Annotated in this window: 17 protein-coding genes; 15 read left to right on the top strand and 2 right to left on the bottom strand. The window is 33.8% G+C overall.

Annotation, left to right across the window (positions count from 1 at the left end):
• Window positions 1-659, top strand: a 659-nt coding sequence (locus tag AC4MRQ_RS15095) for a JAB domain-containing protein (protein WP_491198523.1), incomplete at its 5' end; no start/stop codon positions are given.
• A 299-nt stretch (window positions 660-958) separates the two neighbouring features.
• Here the strand turns inward: AC4MRQ_RS15095 and AC4MRQ_RS15090 are convergent.
• Both AC4MRQ_RS15090 and AC4MRQ_RS15085 read right to left on the bottom strand, forming a co-directional pair.
• A complete protein-coding gene (locus AC4MRQ_RS15090) occupies window positions 959-1,195 on the bottom strand; it encodes a DUF4248 domain-containing protein (protein ID WP_491198522.1) in 237 nt (78 codons plus the stop codon).
• A gap of 477 nt (window positions 1,196-1,672) precedes the next feature.
• Window positions 1,673-1,909 carry a DUF4248 domain-containing protein gene (locus AC4MRQ_RS15085; RefSeq protein WP_491198521.1) on the bottom strand — a complete coding sequence of 79 codons (237 nt, stop codon included), beginning with the start codon at window positions 1,907-1,909 and terminating at the stop codon, window positions 1,673-1,675.
• 352 nt (window positions 1,910-2,261) lie between these two features.
• Between AC4MRQ_RS15085 and AC4MRQ_RS15080 the strand changes: the two genes are divergently transcribed.
• The 14 genes from AC4MRQ_RS15080 to AC4MRQ_RS15015 form a co-directional block, all read left to right on the top strand.
• Window positions 2,262-2,543 (top strand): helix-turn-helix domain-containing protein, encoded by a 282-nt coding sequence (locus AC4MRQ_RS15080; protein WP_491198520.1) that lies wholly within the window; start codon window positions 2,262-2,264, stop codon window positions 2,541-2,543.
• Window positions 2,512-3,912, top strand: coding sequence for a DUF3987 domain-containing protein (locus AC4MRQ_RS15075; protein ID WP_491198519.1), 1,401 nt, complete (start codon window positions 2,512-2,514; stop codon window positions 3,910-3,912). The genes AC4MRQ_RS15080 and AC4MRQ_RS15075 overlap by 32 nt, the downstream gene beginning before the upstream one ends.
• Window positions 3,913-4,138: 226 nt before the next feature.
• Window positions 4,139-5,116, top strand: a complete 978-nt coding sequence (locus AC4MRQ_RS15070) for a DUF6371 domain-containing protein (RefSeq protein WP_491198518.1) — start codon at window positions 4,139-4,141, stop codon at window positions 5,114-5,116.
• A 122-nt stretch (window positions 5,117-5,238) separates the two neighbouring features.
• On the top strand, window positions 5,239-6,147 hold the full coding sequence (locus AC4MRQ_RS15065; protein WP_491198517.1) for a restriction endonuclease: 909 nt from the start codon (window positions 5,239-5,241) through the stop codon (window positions 6,145-6,147).
• 3 nt (window positions 6,148-6,150) lie between these two features.
• Window positions 6,151-6,909 (top strand): hypothetical protein, encoded by a 759-nt coding sequence (locus AC4MRQ_RS15060; protein WP_491198516.1) that lies wholly within the window; start codon window positions 6,151-6,153, stop codon window positions 6,907-6,909.
• 30 nt (window positions 6,910-6,939) lie between these two features.
• Window positions 6,940-9,735 (top strand): type I restriction endonuclease subunit R, encoded by a 2,796-nt coding sequence (locus AC4MRQ_RS15055; RefSeq protein ID WP_491198515.1) that lies wholly within the window; start codon window positions 6,940-6,942, stop codon window positions 9,733-9,735.
• 1 nt (window position 9,736) lies between these two features.
• Entirely contained in the window at window positions 9,737-11,347 is a 1,611-nt protein-coding gene (locus AC4MRQ_RS15050) for a class I SAM-dependent DNA methyltransferase (protein ID WP_491198514.1), read from the top strand.
• Complete coding sequence (locus tag AC4MRQ_RS15045) at window positions 11,347-12,843, top strand: restriction endonuclease subunit S (protein WP_491198513.1); 1,497 nt, start codon at window positions 11,347-11,349, stop codon at window positions 12,841-12,843. Before AC4MRQ_RS15050 ends, AC4MRQ_RS15045 begins: the two co-directional genes overlap by 1 nt.
• Complete coding sequence (locus AC4MRQ_RS15040) at window positions 12,840-14,543, top strand: restriction system-associated AAA family ATPase (RefSeq protein ID WP_491198512.1); 1,704 nt, start codon at window positions 12,840-12,842, stop codon at window positions 14,541-14,543. Before AC4MRQ_RS15045 ends, AC4MRQ_RS15040 begins: the two co-directional genes overlap by 4 nt.
• Before the next feature lie 2 nt (window positions 14,544-14,545).
• The gene (locus AC4MRQ_RS15035) at window positions 14,546-15,607 is read left to right on the top strand and encodes a hypothetical protein (RefSeq protein ID WP_491198511.1); all 1,062 of its coding nucleotides are present in this window, start codon (window positions 14,546-14,548) and stop codon (window positions 15,605-15,607) included.
• A gap of 72 nt (window positions 15,608-15,679) precedes the next feature.
• A complete protein-coding gene (locus tag AC4MRQ_RS15030; RefSeq protein ID WP_491198510.1) occupies window positions 15,680-16,366 on the top strand; it encodes a hypothetical protein in 687 nt (228 codons plus the stop codon).
• A 45-nt stretch (window positions 16,367-16,411) separates the two neighbouring features.
• Window positions 16,412-17,716: a hypothetical protein gene (locus AC4MRQ_RS15025; RefSeq protein ID WP_491198509.1), complete on the top strand. Its 1,305-nt coding sequence runs from the start codon at window positions 16,412-16,414 to the stop codon at window positions 17,714-17,716.
• Window positions 17,703-19,589, top strand: a complete 1,887-nt coding sequence (locus tag AC4MRQ_RS15020; protein WP_491198508.1) for a phospholipase D-like domain-containing protein — start codon at window positions 17,703-17,705, stop codon at window positions 19,587-19,589. Before AC4MRQ_RS15025 ends, AC4MRQ_RS15020 begins: the two co-directional genes overlap by 14 nt.
• Window positions 19,582-20,497 (top strand): DEAD/DEAH box helicase family protein (locus tag AC4MRQ_RS15015; protein ID WP_491198507.1); only part of this gene is annotated, 916 nt, incomplete at its 3' end. The genes AC4MRQ_RS15020 and AC4MRQ_RS15015, both read left to right, overlap by 8 nt.

Raw genomic sequence — 20,497 nt, 5'->3', positions numbered from 1 at the left:
ACTATTTTTACCCTATGGACATTAAACTAACGAAATCTGAAAAAATAAAAGTGCTGACCTCCATTGATGTATATGGAATTATGCAGCGTATTTTACTACGAGAAAACAAGATTGACCAGAACAGGGAACATTTTTGGGTTATTGGGCTCGAAAACAACCTTCGTATCCTTTTTATTGAATTGATAAGCTTAGGCTCTATTAACAGAACAATTGCCGAACCAATGGAGGTGTTCAGTTTTGCATTGCAAAAAAGAGCTGTCTCCATAATCTTATGTCATAATCACCCAAGTGGCGAGTTAGTGCCATCGGAACGGGATAAAGACATTACAGACAGGTTGATTCAGGTTGGAAATATTGTAGACTTGAAAGTTATTGATCATTTAATTATCTCAGACAAAAGCTACTTAAGCTTTGAAGATAAAGGATTGATGCAGGAGTTGAAAAAGAGCACAAAATATGTTCCTCAATACAAGTTAGAACAGAAACTAAAAAAGGAAGCAAAAGAAATTGGTATAAAAGCGGGAAAAGCCACTAAAGCAAGAGAAATGGCAAAAAAGTGCCTCGAGGAAGGATTGGAAATTGATATGGTGGTTAAATTAACAGGGCTAACAACCAAAGTCGTTGAGAACATTAAAAAGAAACTGAACGAAGGCTCTTAACTTTCTGTAATCAGATATATACAAGCCTCCTAACAAATGGCCGTCTTCTCTTATACAAATTGTATTGTCATGCAGCTTAGATATCTCGCGGTTGATTATATGGTACTGATATAAAGGGGAATGTCTATGTTCAAATAGTGCACAATTCTCCTTCTTTATACGCCCTTACTCCATTCATTTTAGAAAGTACTCTAAACTCTACAAAATGGAGAAGCGCTCAAAAACTATCTGTCTACTGGTTTAAACAGAGCTTTTAAGTAGAATTTTGATGGGTTTAACTCAATTCGAAACTACCTACCTTAAAGCTTTTCAAATTCTTCTCTGCTAATACAGAAGTGTTCCAGAATAACTTCCAGTTCCTTATGTGTGTAATAATGAGCTCTTTTAGTTCTGGACATTTTCGAAAGTTTTTCAAGCAGTACTGGTGTCTCCCTTATTTCCTTACGAAGTAATTGCATGGCTGCATTTGCGTTTGAACTTTGAGGGAATAATTTAACGGCTAAATCCTGCTTTAATATCGTTCTGCGTATTATCATTTTTGATTGCAAAATTACATTATGAATCACAAAATGAAGCGTTTACGAACTGGACAATCTTAGTCATAATTCAGCCATTTAAAGACTTTTGTTGATGAGACTCCACACACTTTACAAATCAGCTGGAAAGTACTCAAAATATACCCTTCAAAATAAGACAGCAAGCCTAAAGCACTTGAATTATTGTTACTAAACAGACCGTAATTTATGGCATTTGAGACAAAGCACTATCAAAATATAGAGAAGTTGTTGAAAAGCACTGTCCGAATTTATGAAGCACCTAAAAAGCACTCTCAATAAGCTCTGCAAAAACAACGAAGCGCTCAAAAGCAAGTGAAATATAGTCTCATAATGGTGCAATAAGCTCTGAATATCTTCAAAAGCATGAAAAAGTACTCAAAAGCTGTCTGCTTATTGGTTAAAAGAGAGCTTTTGAGTTGAATACCGCTGTTTTTAATGTGCTTGAAACCACTTTTTCTATAGTTCTTCAAACTCTTCCCTGCTAATACAGAAATGTTCAAGAATAATTTCCAGTTCCTTATGCGTATAATAATGTGCCCGCTTATTTCTGTTGACCAAAGTGAGCTTCTTATATAATTCCGGTGAATGCTTAATTTCTTTTCGAAGTAATTGCATGGCAGCATTCACATTTGAGCTTTGAGGAAAAAGTTTAACGGCTAAATCTTGCTTTAAAATTGTCCTGCGAAATAACATTATAATTGAGTAATTTTTTATGAATTCGCGGATTAAAATAGAGAAATAAAAGGCAATAAAAAAAGTTTTGCAAAATATAGTAAAACATAGTAATAAAGAGCAATAACGAGACTTTTACGATAGCAATAAATGGTAAAATATAGCACTTATTGTTTATTGACAGAAGTACAACTCACACGAGCTTGCAGTCAATAATATTTACCTGCGTTTAAATAAACACACAAAAATAACCACAAATACGATACAATAACGAATTCTAAGAACTAATGCGTTATTCTGCGTTAAATCAATTGCGCTGCTTTGCATAGGTTTGAAAAGTCAAATTATAATAATGAACTAAAAAACGTATAAAATGAGCAAAACAGTAGTCATTGTAGATGAACACCTCTTTAATAAGCTATTGGGCAAGATTGATCACTTAAATGATAAAATCGATAGTATCAATGTTGCGAAGAATGATGGATTTAAAGACCGATGGTATGTTACAGAGGAAGTATGTAAACTGTTAAACGTTAGCAGGCGCACTTTACAAACCATGCGTGATAATCAAGTTATAGCTTTTAAGAAAACGGGGCGTAAAATTTACTATAAAGCTTCCGAAATTGAGGCCTATCTGGAAAGTATTAATGATTGATCCTTTGAAGCATATGGAAACAATTGAGAAAGATACAACGGAGCTGGGGCGAGCGCATCTGGCCTGCGGAAAAATGACTCTTCAGGAAGCTAACCTGAGACTTAAAACAGCAGAAGAGTCGGAATTTCCGTTGAATATATTTCCAGGGTTTATCCAGGATACCATTCTGGAACTCTATGATAACGGCAATTACAATATTGATTATACTTCGGTAAGTATATTAACGGCCTTGGCGGGAATCATTGGTAATTCCTATCATTTAAGGAAACATATTGAGTGGATAGAAAACCCGTCCATGTGGGTAGTATTAGTGGGCAAGTCAGGACAAAATAAAAGTGCACCTTTAAAAACGGCCTTTAAAGCCATCAAGAATCAGCAAAAGAAATATGACCGGGAATATGAAGCGGCTATAGCAAACTATGATCCTGATACAGGAGAAAAGAAACCCACTAAAAGAAAACTCTATTCCACTGATCCAACCTTTGAAGCATTAATCAATATGCATAAGCAAAATCCTAATGGATTAATATTGATGCCCGATGAGTTCAAGAGCTTTATATTGAATTTGATCGGCTACAGCGGTACATCGAAACAAAGTCAGTTCTTGTCCATTTGGGATGGTGCACCTATTTCACTGGATCGTAAAGAGGTGGAAAGTTCTTCACTAAGCATGCCCTGTGTTTCCATAATAGGAAGTATTCAGGATGATGTTATAGCCTCTTTTAAGGCTAAAGATATTAAGGATGGTTTCTTTGAGCGTATCCTCTTTGCCATACCGCTGAAGATGGAGAAGAAATATATCCGAAAAACAAACCCTGATGCTTACCTGGTTGAAAGCTTTCACACCAAAATGAAAGAACTGATAGAAGCAGTCATACAGAAGTCTGACACCGAAGAATTAGTACTGTCTGACCTGGCAGAAGATTTATTTATTAATGAAGTCAACAAGCATGTATTACCCTCCAATAAGGATTCCACCATATCAGGAATCCTGTCAAAACTGGATCGGTATATACTACGGTTTGCCCTCGTCCTTGAAGTTTCCGGTAAATTCTTCGAAAAACAACCCGTTGAGCACATTACAGGAGACTCCATGAGAAAAGCCATTATGCTTAAGGATTATTTCTTTTCCAATGCATTAAAACTAAACCACATGGTTTTAAATGTGTATGAAGACAACTCTAAGGAAGGTAAGGTATTCCAGATTTTAAAAAAGATAGGTAAACGCGAGTTTACCAACAAAGAGTTTATTGAGATGGCCAACAAACTCAATATAGCCAAAGAATCATACGCCTACCAATTGCTGAGCAATACCAAGTTGGCTCATAAGGTACAGAAGGGACTGTATGAAACGGACGTACTAAACTGAGATACTGCAGAGTTTGTGGAGTTGTGGAGTTTACTTGATATTCAGTGTTTTACTTATGGAGTTGAAGTGAAGTTTCTGTGGAGTGACGGAGTAATGAAATCAATTATAAATTCAAAAAATCAACAAGGCTTTGGAGTGAGTGTAGTAATGTGTAGTGCTAAGTTCTTGAAAAAGAACTATTCTACACAACTCCACAAATTCCACTAAAACTGTAATATCTCCCGGAATGTCAGATATTCGTTATTCATTAGAAAAGTATAAAGGCCGGTCAACACGGTATCCCTGCCCAAAATGTCATCAACGAACATTTACCAGGTACTTGGATCATCATACAGGTAAATATCTATCTGATTATACCGGAAGGTGTAACAGGGTTGAGAAGTGTGCCTATCATTTTACGCCTAAAATGTACTTTGAAAAAAACGGATACAAACTAGATGATTATAATAAGCCTGTATCTAACCCAAAACCTATAATCAAACCTCCTTCATGCCTTGACAGGAAGTTAATGCAAGCTTCTCTTACAAATTACCACCAAAATAACTTTGCTATCGGCTTAAGTAAATACTTTCCTGAAAGGATGATTGTGGAGGTATTACGGAAGTATTACGTTGGAACTGCCAAAGGGAATAAAACCATCTTTTGGCAAGTCAATCGATTGGGACAAGTAAGGACAGGCAAAGTAATGCAATATGATATTCATAAATTGAAACGTAATGGATACATCAATTGGGTGCAACATATTATCAAACAAAAGGACTTTAACTTGAAGCAAGTTTTCTTTGGCGCACATTTATTAACTGATAAAACAAGACCAGTTGCCATTGCCGAAGGAGAAAAGAATGCCATATTCGGAGCATTATATTATCCGCAATACAATTGGGTTGCTGTTGGTTCTATTGAGATGCTGAACGTACAAAAGCTAAATACTCTCAGAGCTTATCAGGTGACTTTATTTCCAGATAAAGGGAAAGCATTTGAAAAGTGGAGCAAAATAGCTGAAAGTGCTTGCTTTGATGTTCATGTAAATACAGTTCTGGAGAATACTGATTTAAACGAAGGTGATGATATAGCTGACTTGGTTATCTCTATTAAAAAGGAACAGTATTTGGCAGGTCCAGAAGCTCTTATTGATAAGTTTAAAAGGAAGAATAAGTACCTGGACTTATTGATAGAGAAGTTTGATCTACACGTCACTGCATAATTTTACATTCTGAATCTATATGACTTCAGGATGTTTTAGAGCATTGGGGAGCAATTAAGGCTGCTTTATTGAGCATAATATCCCTAAGAAGTGCTATTTTAGAGAACTTAAATTGTTCACACATGCCTGTCCCAGATTATCAATTCATCATGTTGCCACTTTTAAAGTTCGTAGCAGATGAACAAATACATAAGTTTAGAGAATTAATTAAATCACTTGCTCAGGAGTTTAAGCTAACAGAGGAAGACAGAAGGGAACTGTTACCAAGTGGCAAACAACCTTTGTTTGATAATCGTGTTGGTTGGGCAAATACTTATTTGAAGAAAGCAGGCTTACTTCAATCAGAGAAAAGAGGTTTTGTACAAATTACAGAACTTGGTTTAGAGGTATTAAATACGAATCCGGCAAGAATTGATGCTGCTTTTCTTAGACAATACGATTCCTTTAATCAGTTTGTAGGCACTAATGGTAAAGATAGTGCTGAAAGAAATGAACAGACAGTAGAGGCAGATAATCAAACGCCAAAGGAAAAGCTTGAAGAAGCTTACCAACAGATTAATAGGTTGTTGATAGGCCAGTTATCCGACCAGCTTGCTAAAATAGATCCTTATAAATTTGAAGAATTAGTTCTGGATTTACTTCAAGCGATTGGTTATGGAGGTAATCGCTCAGAAGCTGCGCAGGTAACAAAGAAGTCAGCTGATGGAGGAATAGATGGAATCATCAATGAAGACCGCTTGGGGCTAGACAAAATCTATATCCAAGCGAAACGTTACAACAATACTGTGCCCGTAAAAGAAGTGCGTGATTTTGCCGGAGCCATGTTAGCGCATAATGCACGTAAAGGTGTTTTTATAACAACTTCAGACTTTCCATCCTCAGCAAAGGATTTCGCTGACAAGATTGATCGCACTTTAATTCTTATTGATGGTAAACGTTTGGCAGAACTAATGATTGAGTACAATATCGGTATCTCTCCCAAAGAGACCTTTGTGTATAAAGAAATTTATTCAGATTATTTTGAAGGGTAGAATATGACGACTTTAAATATTTTGGATATAGATCTTGACTTTTTTATGATGCATGAAATGGTTTATACAGGTTGCCCAGAAGATGGTCAACGTCTACCTATTGATGAATTTATCCCATGGAATGAGCAAATGGTGCGAAACTTCTTAGAGGATCAATGTGGACTTAGAAGAGATGGTTTAATCCCAGGTAAAGTTTTAACAGATCATAATGAGCTCTTTTATGAATTAAGATCCATAAATGAAAAATCTGTTAGGAGACCAAAGTTTCATATTGATCATGTTGATGCACATTCAGATACTGGTCTTTGGGATGACTCTTACAATTTTATATTCACTCATTGGGTCAACTACTCTAAAGAATATAGATCTTATCCTCCAGATGAAAAGGTTAAAATAAACAACTTTCTAATTTTCCTTGCCTGTGCTGAATTATTGAGTTCTTTGAATTTTATTTCCTTGGAATGGAATCCTTCAGATATTGGGCATATGTATTTCAAATATGTAAATAATAAGCCTCAAGCGATAAAGTTCCGATTCTATCAAGATTTACTTTTTAAAAGCAATGTTGATGTGTTGACTAGGTTAAGAACATGGAATCCGAATAAACAGTCAAAGGATATTCCTTTTGAACAAATCTACTATAAGAACTTTAAGTCTGTAGTAAATTATGATTATATTTTTCTTACACAATCACCAGAATATACTCCAGTAGAATCTGATGAGTTAATTCCAATTATTAAGGAATACATGCAGGAGATTTAAGTACTTTTGTTTCCAATTATATGCAAGACTATGAATGAGGCAACCACTAGAAAAGAAAAGATAGACAACCAGCTTTTGGAAGCTGGTTGGAATATCAATGACCAATCGCAGGTAGCAATCGAATATGATATCAATATTGGATTACCTGATGGTGTTAGTGAACCTCAAACACCTTATCAAGGGCATCAATATTCAGACTATGTACTAATCGGTAGAGACGGGAAACCACTTGCTGTTGTTGAAGCAAAAAAGACATCGGTTGATGCAGAATTAGGTAGAGAACAAGCAAAACAATATTGTCAAAATATACAAAATGAATCGGGAGGTGAATTACCTTTCTGCTTTTATACAAATGGTAACGAGATTTTCTTCTGGGATTTAGGTAATTATCCTCCCAAAAAAGTAATTGGATTTCCTACGCGAGATGATTTAGAACGGTACAGTTACATAAGAAGAAACCGTAAACCTTTAGCTTCTGAATTAATAAACACAAATATTGCAGGACGAGATTATCAGATACATGCTATCCGTTCCGTTATGGAAGGAGTTGAAAAGAAACATAGTAAGTTTCTACTTGTCATGGCGACTGGAACCGGTAAAACAAGAACAACAATTGCAATGGTTGATGCTCTTATGCGTGCGGGTTGGGCGGAAAGAGTATTGTTTTTAGTTGACCGTATCGCATTGAGGAATCAAGCATTAGAAGCATTTAAAGAACATCTACCGAATGAACCAAGGTGGCCAAAACTAGGAGAAAAATTAATTGCAAAGGACAGACGAATTTATACTTCTACTTATCCAACAATGCTAAATATTATCCGAGATGAAGAGTATTCCTTATCTCCGCACTTCTTTGATTTAATTGTGGTGGATGAAAGCCATCGTTCAATTTACAATACCTATCAAGAAGTTTTAGATTATTTCAATACAATTACACTTGGTTTAACCGCTACGCCCACAGACGTTATTGACCACAACACATTTAACCTCTTTGAGTGTGAAGATGGTATTCCAACATATGCATACTCTTATGAGGAAGCTGTAAATAATATCCCTCCCTATTTGTGCGATTTTCAGGTGATGAAAATCCAAACGAAATTTCAAGAAGAAGGAATTAGCAAGCGAACTATAAGTCTTGAAGACCAAAAGTCGTTAATTCTAGAAGGAAAAGAAGTTGAAGAAATAAACTTTGAGGGAACAGACCTTGAAAAGTCTGTAATTAACAAAGGAACTAACGTAACTATTGTTAAAGAGTTTATGGAGGAATGTATTAAAGACCCTAATGGTGTTCTTCCAGGCAAAACCATATTCTTTTGTTCAACAAAGGCGCATGCACGTAGAATTGAAAAAATATTTGATGCTTTATATCCTGAATACACAGGAGAGTTAGCTAAGGTTATGGTTTCTGATGACCCAAGGGTTTATGGTAAAGGTGGCTTATTGCACCAATTCACCCATAATGATATGCCAAGGGTTGCTATTAGTGTAGATATGCTAGATACAGGAATTGATGTACGAGAACTAGTTAATCTTGTTTTTGTAAAACCTGTATACTCTTACACTAAGTTTTGGCAAATGATTGGACGAGGCACTCGTTTTCTTGAAGAAGCTAAAATAAAGCCTTGGTGTCCAAAGAAAGATGCTTTTTTAATCATGGACTGTTGGGATAATTTCGAATATTTTAAACTAAATCCAAAAGGAAAAGAACTAAAAGCTCAGATACCTTTACCTATTCGTTTCGTAGGCTTTAGAATAGACAAAATTGAATTAGCACTTGAAAAGGGAAAAGCAGAAATAGTAAAAAAAGAAGTTGAAAAACTAAGAATTCAGATATCTGAATTACCCACTAAATCAGTAGTTATTCAAGATTCCAAACCTGATTTAGCAAAGGTAGAGGAAGACACTTTCTGGAATCATCTAACGTTTGAGAAAATTGAATTTTTAAGACAAACTATAAAACCTCTTTTTAGAACAATATCCCAAACTGATTTCAAAGCAATGCGTTTCCAAAAAGATGCATTGGAAGTTTCGTTAGTACATTTAAATGAAGATGGAGAGAAATTTGATACCTTAAAAGAATCCATCATTACAGCAGTTAGTGAATTACCACTTTCTGTAAATGTGGTTGCAAAACACGCAACATATATTAAACAAGTACAAAGCAATCATTTTTGGTCGGTAATTGATGATGATGGTTTTGATACATTGTCAGAAATAATGTCTCCTTTAATTAAATACCGTGAGACAAGAAGAGCTTCTGATGGCCCTACAAGGTTAAATCTTCAAGATGTTTTAAAAACTAAAGAGATGGTTGAGTTTGGTCCAGCTAATGAAGCAGTAAGTATTTCAAAATATCGGGAGATGGTTGAAACTAAAATTGCAGAACTGACGAATAGAAACCCGATACTTCAAAAATTAAGGTCGAGTGGAACAATTACAGACGAAGAAACAAATCAATTAGCTGAAGAATTACATGAAGAAGACCCACATATTACTGAATCCTTATTACGAAAGGTATATAAGCATCAAAAAGCCCATTTTATTCAATTTATCAAGCACATAATGGGATTAGAAATTCTCGAAAGCTTCGATGAACAAGTGAGCAAAGCAGTTCAAAGCTTCATTAAGGAACATACTCATTTATCAACCAGACAAATTGAGTTCTTAAACTTACTGAGAGACTTTATTATAGAAAGAGGAAATATTCAGAAGCGTGATTTAATACAGGCTCCCTTTACAATTATTCATCCTAAAGGAATACGAGGTATTTTCTCACCAAATGAGATTAAAGAAATTGTAGAATTAACAGAAAAATTAGCAGCCTAATATGAGCTTAATAAATAGCAATCCAACGATTGCAAAAAAGATAGACGAGTTATGGAATAAGTTTTGGAGCGGAGGAATATCCAATCCATTGACTGCAATAGAGCAGATTACTTATTTGCTTTTCATGAAAAAGCTAGACGATAACGATTTAGAAAATTTGTCGAATGCTGAGTTCACAGGTGAAACTTATGCTTCTCGTTTTGAAGGAACATTTTATCTCACAAAAGACGACGAAGAAAAGCAACAAAACGGTATCGACAAACAAACTTTACGCTGGAGTGAATTTAAACGGAAACCTGCTGATGATATGCTTATTCATGTGCAACAGTATGTATTTCCTTTTTTGAAAACATTAGATAGTGCGGAATCTCCTTTTGCCAAACACATGGCAAATGCAGTTTTTATTATTCCGAAATCATCATTATTGACAGAAGCAATTAAAGCAATTGATGAGATTTTTGTAGAAATGGATAATGATGCTACAGAAAAAGGTCAAGATTTTCAAGATATACAAGGAGATGTTTATGAAGAGTTGTTAAGTGAGATTGCAGCAGCAGGTAAAAATGGTCAATTTAGAACACCTCGTCATATTATTAAATTATTAGTTGAGTTAGTAAACCCAGAATTAGGAAATAAAATTGCCGACCCCGCTTGTGGAACGGGTGGATTCCTTTTAGGAGCATATCAATATATAGTAACTCAACTTGATAAAGACAAAGACAAAAAAGAACCTGACGAAGATGGCTTTATAAGAAGTAGCCGTAGTGCTTTACTTACTGAAGAAGTAAAAGATATTCTAGGAAAAAACCTGCAAGGTTATGACATTGACCAAACAATGGTACGTTTAGGGTTAATGAACTTAATGATGCATGGCATAGATAGCCCACAAATAGATTACAAAGACACATTAAGTAAGTACTACCATGAAAAAGGAGAATATAATATTGTACTTGCTAATCCTCCTTTCACTGGCAATATAGACAAAGGTGAAATTAATGAAGAGCTTGAACTAAAAACTACAAAAACGGAGTTGCTTTTTATTGAACGTATTTTCAATATGCTTAAAAACGGGGGAACTGCTGGTATTGTTGTGCCTCAAGGAGTCCTATTTGGTAGTGGTGGTGCTTTTATAGAAGCTCGTAAACTTATGATTGAAAAATCAGAATTGAAAGCAGTTGTAACTATACCAGGAGGTGTATTCAAGCCTTATGCAGGTGTAAGTACAGCACTTTTAATTTTTACTAAAGGTAGTGAGACAGAAAAGGTATGGTTTTACGATATGAATTCTGATGGCTATTCATTAGATGATAAAAGAAGTAAAAAGAAATTAGAAAGTGGTAAAAATGATTATGGTGATTTACAGGATATAATAACGCAATACAATTCTAGAAACCCTGAAAAAGAGCAGGACCGAAAAGGAAAGTTCTTTTTTGTTCCAAAATCGGAAATTGTAAATGAGGACTATGATTTAAGTTATACTCGTTACCAAGAAGATGTTTTTGAGGAAATTGAATTTGAAAAACCAGATGTGATTTTGGAAAAGCTAATAGGAAAGTCTGGTCTGGAAAATGAGATTATTAAAGGTTTAAATGAATTGAAAGAATTGTTTTAATGGAAATTACCATAAAAAATATAATTGATATTGCTGATATAATTGCAGGTCAATCACCTTCTTCTAAGTATTATAATAAATCTGGTGATGGCCTTCCATTTTTTCAAGGGAAGGCTGACTTTGGTATAAAATATCCCAATCCTACTTCTTGGTGTGTAAATCCAACCAAGATTGCCTTAGAAAATGATATTTTAATGAGCGTTCGTGCACCTGTTGGCCCCGTAAATATAGCAAATGAAAAATCTTGCATTGGTAGAGGAATTAGTGCCATCCGTGTTAAGCATGGATATGATTTTCTCTATCTTTTTTATTTTCTCAAATCCAATCAAGAGCTAATACAGAAATATTCAACTGGCTCTACTTTCAAAGCAATTAATCAAAAGGATATTAAACGTATTCCCTTGCCAGTTCCTAAATTACTAATAGACCAAAAACGCATAGCCAAAGTCCTTTCAGATTGTGAAACTTTAATTTTGAAAAGAAAAGAAAGTATTTCTTTATTAAATGAGCTTTTAAAGTCAACTTTCTTAGAGATGTTTGGCGACCCAATTAAAAACACTAATGGTTGGGATTTCGATACAATAAAAAACCATATTGGTGAAGTCAGTACTGGAAATACTCCTCCGCGTAAGAATCCTAAAAATTATTCCCCAGCTTTTATTGAATGGATAAAAACAGATAATATAAAAGGGGATGCTACATATATAACAACAGCAACGGAGTATCTATCTGAATTAGGTTTAGAAAGGGCAAGAACAGTAAAAAGCGGAGCATTAATGGTTGCTTGTATTGCAGGTAGTATTGACTCAATAGGTAGAGCTTCATTAACTGATAGGGAAGTGTCATTTAATCAGCAAATTAATGCAATTCAACCAAATTCAGATGTATCTCCACTATTTCTCTATTGGCTTTTCAAAATATTGAAGAAATACATCCAAAGTCATGCTACGAAAGGCATGAAGAAGATATTAACCAAGGGGGAGTTTGAAAAAATTAAATTAATAAAACCTCCTTTCGAATTGCAAACAAAGTTTGTCACAATAGTTGAGAAAGTTGAAGAATTAAAAACGCAATTTCAAGAAAGTTTAAAAGAGCTTGAAAATTTGTACGGTAGTTTAAGCCAAAGAGCCTTTTCGGGTAAATTAGATTTAAGTAAAATAGAAATAACTGATATGGAAGAAAAAGAACCTAAAAAACCAGAGGTCGAACCTATTGGTGAACCTTATCAGGTAGGTAAAGCAACACTTCAAGATAATATTGTAAATATTGATGAAATAATAAGGAACAATTTTCCCGATGTTTCATTCTCATTCGAGCAACTTGAAGAGGCAATTCAGAATACTGGTGTTTATGTGCAATATGATGCAATTAAGGATTTTGTTTTTAAATCGCTAGAAGGTGAAAGTCCACTTTTAGAACAAATATTTGAAGAAATCAAAGGTGTAGATGCAAAATCAAAGCCCGATTCTAAAATAATGCTAAAACTAAAATCATGAAACTTATTTCCTTTGAAATAACAGCCGATGACGGTTTTAGGTCATTACAAAAAGGCTTTAAGATTAAATTCCCTCACACTGTACCTCCGACAAATGGTACCTTTTATCCACGTATATTGGCAGGTCGTAACGGTAGTGGAAAATCCAATATTCTTGAAGCATTAGCAAATATCTTTTTTCACATAGACTGCATGTATTGCAAAAACTTACCTGATAGTTTTTCGACAGATGATGAAAATGAAAAGGTTTTTGACAATAGGGTATGTGCAGTCGATGAGTTTATTTTGGAGTATTACATTCCTATTGATAGCATGGTATTCCTTAAAAAAGATATACGACATGAAAAAGAGGCTCATGTTCAAATCAAAAAGGAAGTAGGTACTGCACCAACTATATCATGGTTAAATCAAAAAGATTATACCGAACCAACTAAAGGGCTAGACAATACAGTAATAAGAAAATTGTTGCCTGATTATGTTTTAGGTTACTCTTCAGGAGATAATGAATTATTAAGTTTACCATTCTTTAAAACACGTTTCATCAAGTTTGATGAGTACGCCGACCGTCTAACACAAGGCTATACGTATGGTTTTCCACCATCTCCTGAATCTCGACTAACATTTCTTGACCATAAATTTAGCCAAGCGATTTTCTTAACTAACTTACTAACTCAGGATGAAAAAGTATTAAAGCCGATAACTGACATTGTCGAGGTTAATAATGTCACTCAATTTCGCCTAATAATTCACCAATCAAAGCATCTCCTAAAGCAAAATAGTAACGAGGAAGAGAATCAATATGTCGAGTTAACTTCAAACCTTACAACCAGTATAAATAATTTAAAGAAGTGTTCCACATGCTATAGTTATGAGGAGTACCAAGATGAGAACCACCCAAATCAGGAGGGTAAATTTGGAGAAGACCTGCATTATCATCTTTACTTAGACTTTAAGGTAAATGAAGAAACCAAAAAGGCTTTTAAATTCTACTTTACTCCTATTGAATTATTTGAATTATTTCAAATTCTTTTGGAATTAGATACTTATGTAATCACAGAAGCGGATAAGAAGCATGTTTATAAGACAAAAAACATCTTTATAAACACTGATATTGTGCCTTATCCACCAGAACATGATAAAATCCTTCGGTTTAAAGATTTAAAAATCACTAAGGATGATTTACCCAAGTCTATTTATACAAAACAGCTCTCTGATGGTGAACACCAGTTATTGCATACTATGGGATTAAGTCTGTTATATAAAAATAAACGATGTTTATTTCTATTAGATGAACCAGAAACGCACTTTAATCCAGATTGGAAAGCCCAGTTTATTTCAAGTATTCGTGAATGTTTTAAAGGTAGCAACACAAAGCAAGAGATGCTTATTACTACACATTCACCATACTTAATTTCAGATAGTAAATCATCGTATGTTCATATTTTTGAGAAGGATGAAAAAACGCAAGAAGTAATATGTCACGAACCCGAATTTCAGACATTGGGTGCTTCTGTGAATAAGATTACAATCCAAATTTTCAAAACTCCTATAACTGTTGGTAATTACGCTCTGGAATTTTTAGATGAAATTGAGAAACGTTTTGAGAAAGGTGAAGATTCTAAAACTCTTATAAAAGAATTGGAGGAAAATTTGGGTGATTCCGTAGAGAAAACTTTATTAATTCATAAACTAGAAGCCTGATAATGTTATTCCCTTATAAATACGTTAACCATGATATTACTAGGTTACAGCAGTGGGTTGATTTTTTATTCCTTCATGTCTGGTGCAATGCTAAAAAAGAATATAGTTTTGATTTATTAGACGGTTGTCCTGAATTAAAAAAACTTGCAGAAGAGGAAGCTTGGAAAGAAGACCCTAAAAAAAAAGCCAAAGACTATATCACTGGTCCAATTTCGGTCATTTATGACATATTTAAAGATGAACTTACACCTACTCAACGTAAGCAAATAAAGCGTTGGTATAAAAGGGATAAACACCTTGAAAAAATATGCAATAATAAACATCTTTATAATCCTCTTTCTCGTGCAGCATTAGCTAAATTTTCAGAAAAGCTGTCTGGTGCAGTTTATGAGTTTTATTATAATCTTTATGAGCATGTTCTAGACCTGGCAGTAGTTAGAAATCAGAATGGGACGCTCGAAAATCATTACCAGGATTTCATTAGGGTGAATACAAAAGGCGTCTGTCCATTCTGTGGTTTAGCTCCAATGCGCAGTTATGAAATGGATGGTCATGAAGCCTATGACCATTACTTGCCAAAAGAACATTACCCTCTTGCATCAATTAATTTCAAAAATCTAGTTCCAAGTTGTCATGCGTGTAACTCAACGCATAAATTTCGTCAGAGTCCTATTTTTAATAATGAAACGAACAGAAAACGCAAGGCATTTTATCCATATTCCATTTCCAATAATGATATTGAGTTAAAAATTGATGTCGATTTCAAGAACTATAAAATATATGAACATAAACACATATCAATTGACTTTACATCTGTTAAGGATAAAGAGCAGGTCAAAACTTGGAAAGATGTTTATAAGCTAGAAAAAAGATACAAAGATGAATTAACAAATGAAGGTGCTGGTAAGTATTGGTTAGTAAAGCTAATTGAGGAAATGGAATTTGAAGATAGAAAGAGGGAACTAAAGCGATTACCTAAAGCTCTGAAAAATTCAAAGTTTAAAGATAAGAACTTCCTTAAAGTACCTTTTCTGTTAGCATGTGAGGAAAAAGGGCTACTTTGATTTAAATATTAACCACAAAAATGTTTTTTTCCTTCTGTAATACTTTTTTACAGCACCTACACAAAAGATAGTATGAAAACATCTCAACTACTAAAAATACTACCTGACGAAAACAAAAAAGAATTTATCAAGGATTATTATAATCAAGTCAAAGAAGGATTGAAAGAATCTAATACAACAGCCTGGAAGTTCTGTTTCTACTCCATACTTATTGTGTTATTATATTATGCTTTTGATGCGGAATTAATTAAGAAGATATCGTTGGGGCGTATATCTGTCGAGGATTTTAAATTGGTGCAAATAGCTACTCCTTTGGTATTTACATTTTGCTATTATCAATTGTCATTGAATTTAGTGAGATATAACGAACTACGAGTTCAATATGATTCCTTATTATTTTATTTCACAGATGATTGCTCATTAAAAGAAAAGCATAGGTTAATGCATTCAAGCATTCTTCCAATTAATCAATTAGATATTATATTGGACTACTTCCTGGCAACAAAAGTAATCTGGAAAATAATTATTGGCATATTAGCATTAGTACCTGTAATTGCCATATTTGGTTCTGCGCTTTATTTTATTTATCTCACATTAATTGACTTGCCTTTTAAAGAACTACCTATGGTTTCATATGGAGTAGCCTCTATAGCAGGTTTCTTATTAATTGTGACTTTAAAAATTACAGGAACTAGTAATGCAAGAATAGATCAAGACAGGAAGATGTTAAAGGAATTTATAGAGAAAGAAAGTAACTAATGCTTTTATCTATAGATATAAAGAACAAGAATTGTATTTAGAGTTATGCTTAATATATTCACAGAACCAGACGAAGATATATTTCAAGAAGTCAATAGTGACCCTCTTGGAATACGGGTAATATGGTCTGATTATGGTCGAAGGATATTTGGTAGTAAAATAACAACCGTAGCAACAGATATAAGGAACTATACACTTAACCTATTTCATCACTGGCTAATAAAAGAGTTTATTGAATCTAATCCTGAGTTATATACTCGAACATTAAATAATTTTAAGGTGTTGCGAACTAGAGAAATGTTTGTTGATGGATTGTTAATGTATTTGGAAGATATCTGGGTTCATTCCATGTACACAGCACCGGATAATGATGTTGATAAAGGTGCTGTTTTAGGCATTAGTAAGGCAAGTGAGTTTCATAATAATGGTAAAACAATTGATCTTGAGATAGATCCCAATGCAGGAATTCTTGTTAGGCAGCGAGGTTTAGGTGTAAATGGACGTTATAAAGGACCTTTTACAGCTATGGATATCATGACTCGTTCTTATACTTACACAAATAATTGGGACGATATTAATTCATTCTTTTCAAATAAGCAGGATTTTCAAAGGTTACAAGAGTTAATCATCGGTAGGGTTAAATCTATTCTACAGAGTAACAAGAATAAGGAACAGTGGTTTGATGTTGTAGATGAATCACAAGAAATAATACAATTATATAGATCTTGCTTTGGGAAACATCAACAAATAGCAGAAAAGTCAAAGGAGATTTGGATTAAACTTCTAGGATTTGATCAAGGAGCTGCAGGTGAATTATTCTCGATTGTTAATAATTCAAAAGAGTCTGGTGTTGAGGATATAATAAAACAAGCGCTTTCTGGATCATTGTCTGATAAAGAGAAAGGATTACTTAAGGATGTTCTATTGATAGAGCCTTTTTTAGTATGGACAACTAAATTTTTCGAAGCTATTCAATACATTAAACACAAAAATGTTGGGCAAATTGTTGAGTATGTAAAAAATGATCTTGAACAATTCAAGCAGGCTTTATTGGAGAATTTAGAATCATTATCAGAACCTGATAGAATAAATGCACGACTGGTAAAGATGATAGCTGTATTCAAAAATAATACTATTGAAAATGCTATTCCTGAATTACTGAAATATCACACTCAGGTTATGAAAGAAAGAGATGCATTCCCTTGGGTTGAAGTGGATGGCGATAGAATTATTCATTCCACACCAAGTAATGCTTTAGAAGATTATGATCGAAAAGAATGGAAAAACAACTATTATATTTTTGCATTAATGAGTTTTTGTAGAGGATTTAAGAACAATGAAGCTGTATAAAGAATTTACAAAAGCAATATCAGAGTTAAATACCTTAAAGTTGGTATTAGCAACTACTTTCAATTTAAGCAATCATTTTATTGAGAAGTATTTTCTGTCTGCAATAACACGAAAATCATACAATGAAATTCGCACAATATACGATATTGAAAGTGCTGTGTTGGAGTTAAGAGACCAGGAATGCGATTTTGTTGTTTTTCATGATTATAGAGCTGTAAGCAAAACGCATTCCAAACGAATTGCGACACCTTTTATTCCTATCGATCCTTCTCGGTTTGGGAATCAATTTAGTAAAGGCGTTTTTCATCCCAAAGTTACACTACTAATTGATGTCGATTATAAAGCTAAAATTGTTGTTGGGTCAGCCAACTTAAGTGTTGGTGGTTATGGTAAAAATGTTGAGTCAGTATCTATTAAAACGCTTGAAAATAAAAAAATAGTAGAAGAGGTTTTTCAGTTCTTTACAGAACTTCTTCTTGATACAAATGATTGTTTAGAATATAATAATCTGGAAGAAGTGAAAAATAAGGTACTTGCGAATTGTACCAATACTGTAGATGATGATTTGCAGTTCGTATCTTCTATTTCAGGAGCTGAAGATCAAAGAAAACTTTTTGATGTATTTAATACAAATGCGGAAGAAGTGCATGTGTGGTCTCCATATTTTTCCGATAATATAACCTCTCTTTATAATGACCATTTCAAAAGTTTTGAGACAAAGTTGAACTTAATTCCGGACTATTCATTGGGTAAAGTCAGAATAGCAGAATCTATAAAGAAAGAAATTGATAAAATAGATAATTTATCCTTTGGTAAAGACTTAGGATTGAAGTTAAGAAAGTTTGATAGTCCATCATTACAACATGCAAAGGTTTGGTTAAATACCGGTCAGGTTGCTATAGGATCATGGAATTTTACATCATCCGCTCTAAACGTTGGAGATAATGGTGTAAATAATATTGAAGCTGGTATTATACAGGCGATAAAACCTCAAGAACGAAAGAGTTTAATAAAAAACATAGAGAATTTTATCCCGGCTTATTCAAGTTCAGAAGATTTAAAGTTGGATAAAGCAATGATATTGAATTCATATAGTTCGATAATTACTCTTTCATTGGATTGGGATACATTCCGAATCTCATTCTATGATAAAGCCGAATTTGAGAATTATAATATTGATGAACTATTAGTTAAGTTGCCAGATACTGACAAGAAAATTAAGCTATATAAATTAAGACTAGGCTATTTAGTTAAAGATGTAAAGAGATATCTGAAGGACAGGATGTATGAAGTTTATAACTTGAATGGAGAAATCGTATATCAAGCTTCATTTGTTGAAATAAATGGGTCGTATAGAATAGCAATTGGTTTTGAAAATCTATCTGCTGTCTTGCAAGCGTTAATTTTGAACACAGGAGACGACCTGCCTGATGGAGGTGGAGTAAGATATCCCGTTGATGATGAACTGAGTGATGATGAAAGAATAGGAATAGCAGATGTTCCTGATACATATATAGGTGCTTACTTTGTTTTGTTCTATGCAATGAAGAATTTGCGAAATAAGATTAATGCCTGTGAAAACAAAGAGCAATTAAAGAGAGTGACTCGATCTTGTTCCGGTAATCTTTTGGAAATAAAACAGCATATTGAAGATCAGTTTCAAATTAATATAGAAGAACAATTGCATGGTCAGGAGAATAAAAAGGCATCATCATTAGTGTATAAATACTTTCTTTATAAAGAATACAATAGCGTTGTGCGTTTGCACAATAAAAAGAACCTTCTTCCAAAATTAGATCCTATTAAATCGATTGAAGATTTTAAGAAGTTAACTCAGGCACAAAAAGAATTTATAAAAAATGCTTATGTCTGATTCAGGAGAAGTGCATATTGACCCAGATATAGAGAAATTCTTTTGTTTCGAAAGAAACAATCAAGACTGGCAATATTCTGCGCAAAAACATGAGCAAACCATGCCGGATATTCAGGCTAAGGGTGTGCATGACATTAAAAAAATATTAAAAACACATGATGTAGCATATCTGGCAGATGAAGTAGGAATGGGAAAAACCATTCAGGCTTTAGCTTATTGTACTTTAATTTGGAATGAAAATCCTGATGCAAAAATATTAGTGATTGCACCACGGACAGAAGTTGCAAAAAACTGGCAGAGTGAATATCTAACATTTAAAAGAGAACATTGTAAAAGCTATTTGTCGGATAAATTAATATTTCCAAAGCTAAACTTCTCCGACAATCTATATAAATTATTAGATTGTATTTCAGAAAAAACAAATCAGTTTTTTATTGCCAAGACAACTTCTTTTAGTGCACTAACAACAGAAAATATTGATTCTACAAGAGCTCGTAATATTAGAAGGTTACTGCCTGGTGTTGTCGAGACAAATAATGCTGAAGAAATCGGACGAGCTATTAATAGCGCTATTAAATCAAAAATTAATCAACATGAGACTTCATTTGATTTATTGATTGTAGACGAGGCTCATTTCTTTAGGAGGTATGGTTCTAAAACTCAAAAGGATCTTTCTGCAAAAAGTATACTCGAAGGCTTAGCGAAGAAAACGCTTTTATTAACGGCTACGCCAAATCACACTTCTAGTTTGGATATAAAAAACATATTAAAGTATTTTATACCAGAAAATGAACATGGAAAGCTGGAACTGGAAAGTATAATTAAAAATCAGATAGTTCGAAGAAACCGGAAACTTCAGAATAAAGAGAAGTTCGAATATAGAGAAGAGGAAGCTTCTGTTGCAGAGC

Source organism: Carboxylicivirga sp. (assembly GCF_982718395.1).
Note: the sequence above shows the minus strand (reverse complement) of the source record. Positions and strands in the feature narration are given on the sequence as shown.